Here is a 13,456-nt window from a genome sequence, read left to right as displayed (position 1 = left end):
CCTTATTTACTCCACCTGTGGAAGAGCTCCGCGTAGCGGCCGTTCAGTGCTAAAAGTTCGTCGTGAGTGCCATCTTCGATGATGCGGCCGTGATCCATGAGAATAATGCGGTCAGCAACCACTGCCTGGTCGAGGCGGTGGGCAACCACTAGTGATGTACGCCCACGGGCGACTGTGCTGGCTGCGTGTTCGAGAGCGCGGGCGTTGTCACTTCCGGCTTCACTGGTGGCTTCATCCATGATGAGTACGGGTGGGTTGAGTAGGACGATGCGGGCAAGCGAAATTTGCTGCTGGACTTCTGGGCTGAGTCCTGGCGCACCAGCGCCGACGGGTGTGTCGAGTCCTTGTGGTAGCCAGCGATCCCATTCTGCGCTGCTGGCCTCAAGGCCCACGGACGCAAGTGCGGTGAGTAGATCGTCATCGCTCGCGTTGGGTGCCGCCATGCGAAGGTCTTCGCGTAGTGTCCCTGAAAAGAGGTGAACTTCCTGGCTGATCAGAGAAACGTTTCGGGCGGTCCACGTGTCTGGCACGGTGTTCGTATCAACACCGCCCAACACAATGTTGCCTGATAGTGGGCGCTGCAATCCTGCGATGAGCGCAGCGAGTGTTGATTTGCCAGCACCTGACGCACCAACAAGGGCGGTTGTTGTTCCTCTTTTAAGGGTGAGGCTGAGGTTATCAATGATGGGGGCGCCACCCGGATAGGCGTAACTGAGGTTAGTGACGGTGACATCGGGGTTGTCGTTAAGGTCGTCGGGTTCGGCGGTTGTGGTGATGTGTTCGCCGAGTTCGGCGAGTGCGACAGCACGGCCGAGGCTGGTCACGGCATCTTGAATGTCACCAGCAAAGAACAGAAGGTTGAAAATATGAATTTCCAAGCGGCTAATCAAAATCGTAGCGGCAACGGCCGAGCCAACTGAGATGCTCCCCTGTTTGGCTAACCACGCTGACATAACAAAACCACCAACGACAAGCACGGCGTAGCAGGTGGTTCCTTGGAAAATGAGCCGGTTAAACAACGGAATGCAATCTGCCTTGGCCTGGACTGCGTTCCACGATGCTTTCCGTGTCCTGCCATGTGCCCAATCATGGAGACGAAGTGCGCGAATAGTATCCAGACCGCGGATAGTGTCAAGGAGGAGGTTGTTTCGTCGCGCTTCTGCGGTAGACATAAGGTTTGTCGCGGCAGGCATGGCACGCACTGTTGAGCGAACGAAAGGGTACATCAGCAAGCCCATCAACGCGATGATAATGAGGTAATGCCAGTCGGTGATAATCAGTGTGATGGTGGTAAACAAAAGCATCACAATGGTAGTGCCAGCGCGAACGCCGATCGAGTTGACGATGCGCACGACGGAATCTACGTCTTTGGTCAGGCGGGTGATGACGTTACCTGTTCCGAGCTCCATGATATCTGGAATTGGTGCCCGCAGCGTAGCGGTCATGCAGGCACGGCGGAGATCAACGCTCATCACGCGGGATTTTGATACGAGAGTATAGGAAGCGAACACGCGACCAATGTTTTCGGTCAGGAGAAGTACGGCAACAATGATGATGACGGAGACAAAGGCCTGCGATCCCCTACCAATGATGGGAAGGCTTCCACCACGAAAAATTTCCACAGCGTTTCCAAGCACACTTGAAGAAATAGTGACAGACAAACTTCCTACGCCCAGTGTTCCCAGGAAGATTATCCACCAGCCTAAGGACGGGCGCGAAGGCAAACTCCGCAGAAACCGTAGTGATTGCATCAAGGTTGTCGGGCGGAGAGCATCGTGAGTCAGTGGTGCGCTCATGTGTTGAGTAGCTCCTCATCAGAGAGGACGGTAGTAGCAACAGATTTCCACGCATTGCTGGTGGTGATCACAAAGGTGGTGCGATCACTGCGAAGCTCAGCCACAGCCTGCGCAACGTTGTCCAAGGTGACGGTGTCTAGACCGGTGGTCGGTTCATCAAGGATAAGGACATGTGCATCATGAGCTAAGGCACGAGCAAGGGCTATCCGTTGGCGTTGCCCGCCAGACAGGTTCAAACCAGCCTCACCAATCAGCGCAGTGGGCAGGCTGCCATCGTCACCATATCCGCCAAGACGATGAACAATATCATCGCAGCTTGCGGCATCAAGAGCCGACCGAACAACATCGTCAGGAATATCGCCGGAAGGGTTGATGTTATCGGCGAGAGTGCCTTCAAAAACGTTGACAGCATGTGGCGGTCGGAGTGCGTTGAGGTTGGCAGTATAGCGTTGTGCTGCTTCCCTCCCAGCAGAGGTTGTTGCAGAAAGCACAACCAGGCCAGCCTGCTGCGTATCGACGCAGCAGGGTTCAGGTCCATCGTCAGTGTCCGCAGTGACATCAATAAGAGTGCGGACCCGGCCTGCAGAGGCGGTACCGCGTGCCCAGGAGTCGGTGAGAAAACCAAGGGAATGCCCCATCACAGTCAGTGAAGGTGGAGCCAACAACGTAACCGTAACGAAGTCGCCTGTGCTGATAGTTCCACCGTTGGTGAGCCATCCCGCATAACCAACAACAATAAGGGAAAATACAGCTGGGACAAGCTGACGGTAGAAGGTCATAAGTGAGCTGACGCGAGCGTCGGTAAGCATAAGCTCAAGGGAGCAGTCCACAGCAGCATCGAAACGTGCCTGACTAGCGGATACAGCCCCAAGCCCTTTGACAACGCGGGAACCTTGGGCAAAGTCGGTGGCCAGTGCCACGGCTTGCGACTCAGCCTCGCGGCGACGTGAAGAAACTCGTCCAATCGGCCGTGCAGTAAGTGCCGAGGCCCACATGGTGGCGGCGCCGCCAATGACCATGAGCACAGCTAGCGGCCACCATATCGGTATGAGAACAAGGATGGTTCCGGTGAGAAAGCCCAGCATCATCACTGGAAAATTAAGAATTTCCTTGAGTTTTGCGAGCTGGTCAGAGTCCTCATCCACTGTGTTAAGAATGGCACCTGGAGTGAGGCCCCGCACTGCCGGTGCACGCATCAAACGTCGAGTAAGTTCCAGGCGGAGACGATGAACTGTCCGCGCAGAACCAAGCTCGGTCAACGCATCAGCGGTGGCTTCACCCGCAGCGGTGGCGAAAAGCAACACGGTCACGAGGGTCATTGGCCAGAGAACATCACCAAAAGAGCCGGAACCGAAAACCCATTGTGTCGCATTACCAATAATGCGAGAAATCAGCGAGCCAATGATCGTATTGACCATAATGAGGGCGATACTCAACCAGCTGACTTTTTTAAAGGAAAACAAGAGGTCCCACGCAGCTTGTTTATTGCTACGCCAGGATCCTACAGGAATAAGATCTGGTTCCTCAGGGGGTGTGACGGGGGCGAACCAAGACCACGTTGGCATCCGTCGCAGTTTCTTGGGTTCTGTAAAACTCACTCCACCAACCTAACGGATCGGTGCAGGAAGTGCCACATGACGTGGAGATTTGGCAATATAGCACCGAACGGGATACAGTATTCCAGTGCCCAACCAACATGGTTGCCCGGTCCGGGTGGCGGAATGGCAGACGCGCTAGCTTGAGGTGCTAGTGTCCTATTAACGGACGTGGGGGTTCAAGTCCCCCTCCGGACACAAATGAAAACCAGAAGCCGTATGGCTTCTGGTTTTTGCCTATTAATTGGGGAGTGATGCAAGGGCTTCTCCAACTTCCTTAGCCAAGGATGCCGTGCGATGCTTCTGCTCTTCAAGTGACCTAGGCGTGGAATCATGCCGTTGATAGTTCATGACGCGACCTCTGTAGACCGTAAAACAACCGGCCTCATAATATTTCTCTTCGGTGTTATTACCCTCTGCGCAGCTGAAATCCATTCCAGATGCCGAAACTTCTTGTCGGGTTGATGCGAATGATTTTCCTTCAGTGTAACTATCCACGAAGTCATGCCGCGCTTCATCTTTCTCGGAATCTTTAATTTCTCTTTTACCCTCATCAACCGTGGCAAGAAATTCGTGTACGCGCATTTCTTCCGTATCGTTTCTGTAGAAGACGGACGCCTCCTCCTCAGGATTGTTCACTTCCAACTTCCTCTGCGTCATGTCACTAATTTGTTTGGGCATCTTCCCAAAGACACTGTTATGGAATCCACTGCTGCCGGCAGGTTCCGACGTGGTCGCTGTTGTGCTTGTTGAGGTCGAGCTTGTTGTGGTTGCCGTCTGCGTGATGGTTGACGTAGTCACTTCGGCTGTAGTTGTTTTTGCTGTAGTTGTTTTTGCTGTAGTTGTTTTTGCTGCCGTCGTGGTTTCCGAGTCCCCATTACCCCAGATTAAGGAACAGCCCGTGAGAAAAAGTCCAGCAACAGCAATAACGGATAGCGTGCGCAGTGTAGTCATAGCAAAGTCCTCTGATAAGGAAATATTATTTATATTGATAATATCAAATTGTAATTCCCGCATCAATACTTTTATCCAGGTAGCAGATTAGATTATTATCATTAGATGTGCTTATCGATCCCCACGAACTGGAAATCTGCCTCAAGGTCCTTGACCAGGCCACACGCATGGTCGCTGACGATCCACAATCCAACAACGACCACACCGTCAACGCATTACTCAAGGCAGGTAAAAAACTGCGCAAAGCCAGGGCAATCGCCACGGGCGAAGCAGCACGCGCGCAACGACGCGCTGACGATGCTGCTATCATCGCTGCCACCGTAACCGGTCACCCTGATCGCATTGACGACGGTGCCGCCGAACTCCCACAGGCAATAGCTAGCAGCGTCGGCATCCTCCACCGGTCACAGTCATGTTATGTCTGCAAAAAGCGCTACACCCAGGTGGATTCCTTTTATCACCTCCTCTGCCCCAGTTGCGCCCGAACCAATCACTTTCACCGGCATGCAGGCACCAATCTTCATGGTCGGCGGGCACTGCTGACTGGTGGACGAGCCAAGATCGGCATGCATATTGCGTTGAAACTACTTCGCGACGGCGCGAACCTCACCATCACCACGCGTTTTCCACGTGACGCAGTTCGTCGTTTCAGTGCCACTTCAGATTCGGCAGACTGGTTGGATCGACTTCACATTGTGGGTATTGACCTTCGAAACCCCGCTCACGTCGCAGCACTCGCCGATGACATCGCAACAGAGCCACTCGACATAGTGATCAACAACGCTGCTCAAACCATTCGCCACTCCCCCGGCGCCTATTCCGCCCTTGTCGACGCCGAGAGCACGCCCCTACGCGGCATCGAAAGGGATGTTCACATGCGCATTCTTGGGGATTCCTCCATTCCAAGTGCCATCGAACCAGCCACCATTGGCCGAGAGCTCCTTGCCAACATCACTGTTGATGCAGGTGGATTACTCCCTGAACGTGTAGGCCATAACTCGTGGGTAGCCAAGGTGGGTGAAATCGACCCAATTGAGGTGCTTGAAGTCAATCTTTGCAATGTCATTGCGCCGTTCATACTGATCAATCGGCTCCGGCCCGCTTTGGAAGCCTCCCCAGCTCGCCGGAAGTACATTGTCAATGTCTCCGCCATGGAAGGAATATTCCACAGGGACTACAAGGGACCAGGACATCCACACACAAACATGGCCAAAGCAGCGCTCAACATGTTAACCCGCACATCCGCAGAAGAACTGTTCAAGGATAGGACCCTCATGACGGCTGTTGACACCGGCTGGATCACCGATGAACGCCCACATGTGACTAAAGAACGTTTTGCTCGCAAAGGCTTTCACACCCCACTAGATCTTATCGACGGTGCCGCCCGTGTCTACCACCCATAGTTGACGGCGAAAACGGGATAGACCTGTATGGCTGTTTTCTTAAGGACTACGCCCCAGCCGCGTACTGGTGATTGCCCCACTGCCACGCCGCAAGCGCAATAATGCACACCGCGACAGCGCCATACAAGGATCCCAGCAGATCCGTCAGGCCGGAAGTACGAATGACGATTCCCAGCACAAGCTCAGTTGCCAACGCAAACAGCACTGGCAACGAGCGTAGCCAGAAGAACACACCTATGAGGGCAACAGCGAGAATTACCCGCAGGATTTGCAGCGGTGCCGCGTGATCGGCGTCGATAATAAAACCCAATGGCCAACCAATACAGCGGGTAAAAGAGCCATCACCAGCCACGAGGACACCCATTCCGTACAACGCTGCCACTCCCACAACCGCATATCCGGCAATGCGAGCGCGTGTAGCATCAAACTGTGTTGCGTCAAGCAGGCGTGTGGTCAGCACCATGCATACCAAAGCAGTAAGCGCGCACCACAAGTCGATCATGCTGGCCACTGGTGATAATCCAGTCAGAATGGTAAACATGCCAAAAATTCCAGCACCAAGTGCGCCAGCAAGAGCTACCCATGGCAGCAACCGCACTCGGCGATCATGATGTTTGCGCAGCAAAATCCCCATGACGAGCACGAAGGGTGCACAGGTCATTGAGAAAACGCGATGGACAAACTCAATGATCGGGTTAAGCTGAAACTCCGGCGTGAATTGCCCGTCATAACACCCAGGCCAATTCGGACATGATGCTGAGGAATTCGTGGCGCACACGACTGCACCCATAACGACTGTTCCGAAAACAACAAATGTACTCAGTCGAGCAAGAATAGTCGTTGTAGGCATCACTTCGCCGCGTCAAAAGCTGTCAGAATACGTTCCGCCGCGAGTGTCGGAGTGATTTGACCTTGGCGAAGCTGAGCCTCCACCAGACTGCGGACTTCTTTCACCTCAGGGTCAGTGTTCAGGCGCTGCAGCAATGTTTCATGCACCATCGCCCACATCCACCCCACTTGCTGATCACGACGAACAGTCTCAAATGTCCCGGATTCTCGCATCACCTCATGGTGCTTCTGTACGGTGTCCCAGAACTCATCAACACCGTCACCTTCAACAGCAGACATAGTCATTGTTGGTGGGTGCCACAGACCGTCCTCACTGCGCACCATACGCATCGCCGCCGCAAGCTCGCGGGCAGCGCGTTTGGCGTTTTTTAGGTTCGGACCGTCAGCTTTGTTAATGGCCACAAGATCAGCCATCTCCAGGACACCCTTTTTAATGCCCTGCAATTGATCGCCGGCACCGGCCAGTGCCAAGAACGTGAAACAATCCACCATCTGGGAGACAGCAACCTCGGACTGGCCCACACCGACGGTTTCTACCAGAATCACGTCGTATCCGGCGGCCTCAAACACCACCATGGATTCCCTGGTGGCTTTAGCTACACCACCAAGCGTCCCCGCAGATGGAGACGGGCGAATAAACGCGTCATCCTGCGCTGACAGCTTGGCCATGCGCGTTTTATCACCCAAAATAGAGCCACGGGTTTTCGTAGAGGACGGGTCGATGGCCAACACAGCCACTCTATGTCCTTCCTCCAGTAGCTTCATACCCAGGGCCTCAATAAACGTAGATTTGCCAACGCCAGGCACGCCTGTGATGCCTACTCGGAGGGCATTCCCCGAGAAGGGCAACAGGCGAACCAGCAGCTCCTGCGCCAGCACTCGATGTGCTGGCGCACTGGATTCCAGCAGCGTGATGGCGCGGGAAATGTGCGTGCGATTGCCTGCTCGCACGGCGTCGAAAAGCTCATCAACATCAATTCGCCGACGAGCCCGCTTAACCACCTCGGGGGCCACCGCAGTGACATCCCCGAGGTCAGTGCCCGCAGTGGTCATGAGAGAGCCCAAATGGTGCTCAAGGTATTCGTTATCAACAGCCATGTCAGGCATCCCTCACAATCAGAATCTAGGCATCTACGTCTAGGTCAAAACCTAGGTTGGCGGATAGTTTAGTCAGCATGTCAATAGCTGAATCGGCAATCACCGTGCCGGGCGGGTAGATGGCGGCCGCACCATCGTCATAGAGTTCTTGGAAGTCTCCTGGTGGGATCACACCACCGACGACGATCATGATGTCTTCGCGACCCAGCTTGGCCAACTCTTCCTTCAGCGCAGGCACCAGTGTGAGGTGACCTGCTGCCAAGGAAGACACACCCACTACGTGGACGTCAGCATCTGCTGCGGAGCGTGCAGCCTCGGCCGGAGTCTGGAACAGCGGTCCGACGTCAACGTCCATGCCGAGGTCGGCATAGGCGGACGCAATAACCTTCTGTCCACGATCGTGGCCATCCTGCCCCATTTTGGCGATGAAGATACGCGGGCGACGACCTTCCTCAGCTTCAAAGGCATCGGCCATGGCGATGGCTTTTTGCACGTTCGACACGGTGCCTTCCTTTCCGACCTCTTCCTTATACACGCCAGACAGAGTACGGATCTCAGCCTCATGACGGCCGAAAACCTTCTCCAACGCATAGGAAATTTCGCCGACGGTTGCCTTTGCGCGAGCTGCATCCACCGACAGTTTCAGGAGGTTCTGGGAAAGATCACCAGCCTCCTTATCCTCGCGGGCAGCAGCAGCGGTCAGAGCATCGAGAGCTGCCTGGCAGGCTTCCTCATCACGCTCTGCACGAAGGCGTTCGAGCTTTTCAAGCTGTTCAGCGCGCACCTTGGTGTTGTCCACCTTCAGCACTTCGATTTGCTCGTCTTCCTCAACGACATACTTGTTCACGCCGATCAGCGCCTGGCGGCCCGAGTCAATGCGCGCCTGGGTGCGTGCGGCGGATTCCTCGATACGCAGCTTCGGAATACCCTCAATCGTCGCTTGAGCCATGCCGCCTGCGGCCTCAACTTCTTCGATGTGGGCGCGTGCACGGTTGGCTAGCTCATTGGTCAACCACTCAATGTAGTAGGAACCTGCCCACGGGTCGACCGGGCGAACCGTGTTGGATTCCTGCTGGAGAAGCAACTGAGTGTTGCGGGCGATACGGGCTGAGAAGTCCGTTGGCAAAGCCAGGGCCTCATCAAGTGCATTGGTGTGCAGAGACTGCGTGTGTCCCTGGGTGGCAGCCATTGCCTCAATGCAGGTACGGGGAACGTTGTTGTACACATCCTGCGCGGTAAGCGACCAACCCGAGGTCTGCGAGTGAGTACGCAGCGACTGGGACTTCGGGTTTTTGGGATCGAACTTAGCCACCAGTTCGCTCCACAGCAGACGCCCTGCGCGCATCTTGGCGATTTCCATGAAGGTGTACATGGAGATGCCCCAGAAGAAGGAAAGACGCGGTGCGAATTTATCTACGTCAAGGCCCACGTCCATGCCGGCACGGATGTATTCGATACCGTCGGCGAGGGTGTAGGCAAGCTCCAGGTCTGCGGTAGCTCCAGCTTCTTGGATGTGGTAACCGGAGATGGAGATGGAGTTGAAGCGCGGCATCATCATCGAGGTGTATTCGAAGATGTTGGAGATGATGCGCATGGATGGCTTCGGTGGGTAGATGTAGGTGTTACGCACCATGAACTCTTTCAGAATGTCATTCTGAATAGTTCCGGCAAGTTTTTCCGGGGGTACGCCTTGTTCTTCAGCTGCGACGATGTAGAGCGCCAGGACCGGGAGGACGGCACCGTTCATGGTCATGGAGACGGAGACGCTGCCGAGGTCGATACCTTCGAAAAGTTGGCGCATGTCCAGGATGGAGTCAATGGCCACGCCTGCCATGCCGACGTCACCAACAACGCGTTCGTTGTCGGAGTCGTAGCCGCGGTGCGTTGCTAGGTCAAAGGCGACGGAGAGTCCCTTTTGACCTGCGGCGAGGTTGCGGCGGTAGAAGGCGTTTGATTCAGCTGCTGTGGAAAATCCGGCGTATTGGCGGATGGTCCAGGGCTGGTTGGTGTACATGGTTGGGTATGGTCCGCGCATGAAGGGCGGCATACCTGGGAAGGAGTCGAGGGGGTGCGGTGCACGCTCGTCGTTTCCGGCGGCGGCTTCGTCGCGGTCAGCGCGGGTAAACACACGCTTGACGTCGATTCCTTCTGGGGTGGACCAGATCTGTTCTGATGCGCTGGGGGCGCTGGTTGTGGTGACAGTATCCGGTGTGCGCTGGATATCAGCGAAATTCGGGATGGTGGTCATGTGTCCTCTCACGCTCCCAACTTGTCGAGCAGTGTTGCAAGAGTAGCTGCGGCGTCGATTTTGAGATTGAGGTAGTCGTCGGGTGCTGCCTCTGCCCCCTCAAAGGATGCGGGTGATCCGGCAAGTAGTACAGTTTCGACGCCTGCCTTACGTAGTGCTTGTACGGCTTCGACGCCAGTCTCGCCATATTCTGCGTCGGTGCCGCAGATGACGGCAATAGGCGCGGATTGTGCAGCGGTATCGAATTCAGGAGTGCCTGGTACGACTTGGCCAGGGTTGAGAGCTTCGATGCCGCCGGAGGCGAGCAGGTTGGTGGCAAACCCGGTGCGGATGTTGTGCTTGGCCAGTGGCCCGAGCGGGATGAGTACTGCTTGCGGGCGTGTGCCTTTGGCGGCTAGGTAGACGTCTGAGCGGTTGCGCAGTGCTTCGAACTCCGCGGCCCAGCGGCGGATACCGCGCGGTTCAACTCGGCGGTCGTCGCTGAGGGGTTGTTCACCGAGGTTGGGGAATTCATTGATGCCAGTGAGTTTCTTCACGCGACGTGCGATGTCTGCGCGGGTGCGCTCGTGGGAGGCATCGAGTGCGGTAGCAATGGCACCGGATGCCACGGCTGCAGTGAAGCCACCGTGGGATTCAATCTCTGTGAACACTGCCCAGGCTTTGTCGGCGAGTTTGTCGGTGAGGTCTTCAACGAAGAAGGAGCCTCCGGCGGGGTCGACAACGAAGCCGAGGTGGGATTCTTCCAGAAGCAACAGGTTGGTGTTGCGGGCAATGCGGGATGCGAAAGTGCGTGAGGTACCGGGCATTCCGCCTGGAACGACGTAGTCGAAGGGTAGTACCTCGACGTCGCTTGCTCCGCCGACGCCTCCGCCGAATGCTGCGACTGTGCAGCGCAGCATGTTGACCCAGGGGTCACGCTGGCTGAACATCACAGGTGCGGTGATGGCGTGCTGGGGTGCGGAGCCTGCTTCGGGCGCACCAACGACTTCAGCGATACGTGCCCAGAGTCCGCGTGCTGCACGGAACTTGGCAATTTCTTCGAACTGCTCGTCGGTGGCGGCGAAGCGGAAGGACAGCTGCTTGAGTGCTTGCTCCGGGGTGAGACCTGCAGCGGTGAGGGCACGCAAGTAATCCACACCGGCGGCGAGTGCCATGCCGACTTCTTGGGCATCGGTGGCGCCTTGGTTGGATAACGCCACACCGTCGATCATGATGGCGCGTACGTCACCTGGACGGGCTGAAGCATCAACGGCCAAGGCGATAGCATCGTCGAGGCTTGTTGTGTCACTTCCGTCGACGCGTGAGGTCAGCGGGGTAGCACCGAGTTCCACGGTGGTGGATTCCGCGACCCCGGCGGCGTCGATAAGCGCATAGAGTGCGGTTGCAGCTGCTGGGGTGTCGGTTCCGGCGTGCAGACGCAGTGGCACGAGGTCGAGGTAAACATCACCTAGCACGGTGGACAGATCATCAGCGCTGAGATCACCGGTGAGGTCGAGCACGACATTGGTTGTTCCGTTGTTCAACGCGTGCAGGATGAGTTTGTTGACATCGGCGGCTGTACCGTGTGTGCCGAAGGTTTCGGTGACGCCCCAGCCGGCACGCGAGGCATCGGACACGTATGAGCCGCGAATGAAGGGGAAGACGCCAGGGGCGGCGACTTCGTCTAGTTCGTCGGCACGGGTGTACAGCGGGTTGATATCGATGTCGTCATAAGTGGACTTGATGAGTTTTTTCCATACATCAAGTGGGATGTCTGCGACATCCTTTTTTTGTACGCGGGCAAACACTCCAGCGACGGATTTGTACCAGGCTTGCTGCTTGGCATCGAAATCCTCGGGCAGAGTGTTCGGCGCACCAGACTGTGTATCAGTCACAGCGGACCTACTCCCCTTAAACCTTGAAAATTCCTCCAGTTATAGTCAAATCATGAGCACACCCGTCATCGGAGTGCTCACAATCTTTCACCAGTGTAACCCCCGTAACCTTCTCTTCGTGCGAGAAACCCCCATCACATATGCCGATATCGCCATGAGCTAGCGCAGAGACTACCCTGATTCAGGTGAGTACTTCACCAACACCCACGCCTCATGGCCGCTCAGCAAAACTGCAGTTGCTGTGGGATTTTTTGGCTACCCTTTGTGGGGATGCTTGGGCGAGTTTTTCAGGGTTCTCAAGGGTGAAGCAATTAGGGATTGTTGCGGTATTGCTCACATTTGTGGGGGTGGTGTTTATCATAGATGTTCCGAGCATCCATCTACTGCGTTCATGGAGTGCGGCCGCAGGCCCGTGGTTTGCTGTGGTCTTTTTTGTTTTGTATGTCCTGATCACACAGCTTCCGCTCCCCCGCACCATCATGACATTTTCCAGCGGGCTGTTGTTTGGGCCGGTTGTGGGAATTGTTATCGCACTAGGAGCTACCACTGTTTCGGCGGCGTTATCGCTGTTAATTGTGCGTTTTTTGCTTGGCGATTGGATGCGGCCACGGTTGACACACCCGGCCGTGTCTGGCATTAACGAGCGACTACGCACACGGGGATGGTTAGCCATCATGTCGTTGCGCATGATTGCTGCCGTACCATTTAGTGTGCTCAATTACGCTGCGGCGTTGAGCGCGGTTCCGGTGGGCGCGTTTACAATTGCAACACTTCTTGGCTCAGCCCCTGGAACCATGGCGACGGTGTTGCTTGGCGACGCCGCGACGGGCACCGGAAATCCTGCGATTTTACTGGTCAGCCTTATGCTGTTTGTGTTCGGCATGTCGGGACTTGCAGTAGATTCCAGGTTGCCAATTCGGCGCGATGTTGCGTGAGACACTCATTCGCGTGTTTCCTCCCTTGATCAAGCCCAGACGGTAGACTAAACGGAATTATCAGTGAAAATTCGCGCTTAGTTAAGGTTTTTCCTCGTCAATGTTCGCTTTGCACGCTCGGTATCGTGGCCGCGAGATCCAACGCGCCGACTATGTTCAGCGGTTTGCTACTGCACTTGCCGCCACTGATGGTGTTGAGGCGTTTCACATTCTTGATGTGGAGGACATGTGCGCCAATGTGTCCAGTGCTGCGGCGGTGACTAACGCCACGATGGCGTTGTTGTCTGCGGCGGAGTGGTCGGTGGGGATCGGTGTTATACCTCATCGGCGGGAACATCTGGGTTCTGACAGTGTGGAAGCAGTGGAACGCGTTCGAAAGCTGGCCACTGCTGCGGTGGGTAAACTCGGTAAGGCTGGGGTGGTGAAGGCGCGTATTGATGCCCGTGGTGCTGATCCTGCGCGCTACACTGCTGATATTTCTGGGGTGTTTTGCATGCTGGGGCATGTGTTGTCTAAGCGCACGTTGGAGGGCCGGGAGGCAACCTCGCTGATGCGGGCGGGGTATAACCAAAATGAAGCCGCCCAGGAGCTGGGCATCTCTAAGCAGGCGATGTCGCAGCGTCTCCAGGCGGCCGGGTGGCAAGCTGAGTCAGCGGGTTGGCACCTTGCGGTGAACCTGTTGCAGCGTGCCGAAGAACTGTAGC

The 13,456-nt window shown here is 55.8% G+C and carries 9 protein-coding genes, 1 tRNA gene and 1 pseudogene; 4 read left to right on the top strand and 7 right to left on the bottom strand.

Annotation, left to right across the window (positions count from 1 at the left end):
* Positions 1-2: 2 nt before the first annotated feature.
* A complete protein-coding gene (locus CDUR_RS06450; protein ID WP_179417574.1) occupies positions 3-1,796 on the bottom strand; it encodes an ABC transporter ATP-binding protein in 1,794 nt (597 codons plus the stop codon).
* The gene (locus tag CDUR_RS06445) at positions 1,793-3,394 is read right to left on the bottom strand and encodes an ABC transporter transmembrane domain-containing protein (RefSeq protein WP_290208101.1); all 1,602 of its coding nucleotides are present in this window, start codon (positions 3,392-3,394) and stop codon (positions 1,793-1,795) included. Before CDUR_RS06445 ends, CDUR_RS06450 begins: the two co-directional genes overlap by 4 nt.
* Positions 3,395-3,503: 109 nt before the next feature.
* Between CDUR_RS06445 and CDUR_RS06440 the strand changes: the two genes are divergently transcribed.
* Positions 3,504-3,589: transfer RNA gene (locus tag CDUR_RS06440), tRNA-Leu, on the top strand.
* A gap of 42 nt (positions 3,590-3,631) precedes the next feature.
* On the opposite strand, the gene CDUR_RS06435 is transcribed toward CDUR_RS06440, so the two are convergent.
* On the bottom strand, positions 3,632-4,408 hold the full coding sequence (locus CDUR_RS06435) for a hypothetical protein (protein ID WP_290208100.1): 777 nt from the start codon (positions 4,406-4,408) through the stop codon (positions 3,632-3,634).
* A gap of 104 nt (positions 4,409-4,512) precedes the next feature.
* Here CDUR_RS06435 and CDUR_RS06430 point away from each other — a divergent pair.
* A pseudogene (locus tag CDUR_RS06430) lies at positions 4,513-5,819 on the top strand (SDR family NAD(P)-dependent oxidoreductase).
* Here the strand turns inward: CDUR_RS06430 and CDUR_RS06425 are convergent.
* The 4 genes from CDUR_RS06425 to CDUR_RS06410 are packed head-to-tail and all read right to left on the bottom strand — an operon-like array spanning position 5,795 to position 11,817.
* The gene (locus CDUR_RS06425; RefSeq protein ID WP_179417572.1) at positions 5,795-6,598 is read right to left on the bottom strand and encodes a COX15/CtaA family protein; all 804 of its coding nucleotides are present in this window, start codon (positions 6,596-6,598) and stop codon (positions 5,795-5,797) included. The pseudogene CDUR_RS06430 and the gene CDUR_RS06425 overlap by 25 nt on opposite strands.
* A complete protein-coding gene (gene meaB / locus CDUR_RS06420) occupies positions 6,598-7,695 on the bottom strand; it encodes a methylmalonyl Co-A mutase-associated GTPase MeaB (RefSeq protein ID WP_179417571.1) in 1,098 nt (365 codons plus the stop codon). Before meaB ends, CDUR_RS06425 begins: the two co-directional genes overlap by 1 nt.
* 25 nt (positions 7,696-7,720) lie before the next feature.
* Positions 7,721-9,943, bottom strand: coding sequence for a methylmalonyl-CoA mutase (gene scpA, locus CDUR_RS06415; RefSeq protein ID WP_006063361.1), 2,223 nt, complete (start codon positions 9,941-9,943; stop codon positions 7,721-7,723).
* An 8-nt stretch (positions 9,944-9,951) separates the two neighbouring features.
* Positions 9,952-11,817, bottom strand: a complete 1,866-nt coding sequence (locus tag CDUR_RS06410) for a methylmalonyl-CoA mutase family protein (protein ID WP_179417570.1) — start codon at positions 11,815-11,817, stop codon at positions 9,952-9,954.
* 302 nt (positions 11,818-12,119) lie between these two features.
* Here CDUR_RS06410 and CDUR_RS06405 point away from each other — a divergent pair, with 302 nt between their 5' ends.
* Both CDUR_RS06405 and CDUR_RS06400 read left to right on the top strand, forming a co-directional pair.
* Complete coding sequence (locus CDUR_RS06405) at positions 12,120-12,752, top strand: TVP38/TMEM64 family protein (RefSeq protein WP_179419053.1); 633 nt, start codon at positions 12,120-12,122, stop codon at positions 12,750-12,752.
* Between the two features lie 100 nt (positions 12,753-12,852).
* Complete coding sequence (locus CDUR_RS06400; protein ID WP_179417569.1) at positions 12,853-13,455, top strand: MarR family transcriptional regulator; 603 nt, start codon at positions 12,853-12,855, stop codon at positions 13,453-13,455.
* Position 13,456: the final 1 nt, after the last annotated feature.

This window comes from Corynebacterium durum, from assembly GCF_030408675.1.
In the GTDB taxonomy this organism is placed as follows: domain Bacteria; phylum Actinomycetota; class Actinomycetes; order Mycobacteriales; family Mycobacteriaceae; genus Corynebacterium; species Corynebacterium durum.
This window is presented reverse-complemented; position numbering and strand designations above follow the sequence as displayed.

Coding starts and splice junctions, on each gene's coding strand:
- CDUR_RS06450 (WP_179417574.1), bottom strand. CDS start 1,796: ATGAGCGCACCACTGACTCACGATGCTCTCCGCCCGACAACCTTGATG.
- CDUR_RS06435 (WP_290208100.1), bottom strand. CDS start 4,408: ATGCGGGAATTACAATTTGATATTATCAATATAAATAATATTTCCTTA.
- CDUR_RS06425 (WP_179417572.1), bottom strand. CDS start 6,598: ATGCCTACAACGACTATTCTTGCTCGACTGAGTACATTTGTTGTTTTC.
- meaB (WP_179417571.1), bottom strand. CDS start 7,695: ATGGCTGTTGATAACGAATACCTTGAGCACCATTTGGGCTCTCTCATG.
- scpA (WP_006063361.1), bottom strand. CDS start 9,943: ATGACCACCATCCCGAATTTCGCTGATATCCAGCGCACACCGGATACT.
- CDUR_RS06400 (WP_179417569.1), top strand. CDS start 12,853: ATGTTCGCTTTGCACGCTCGGTATCGTGGCCGCGAGATCCAACGCGCC.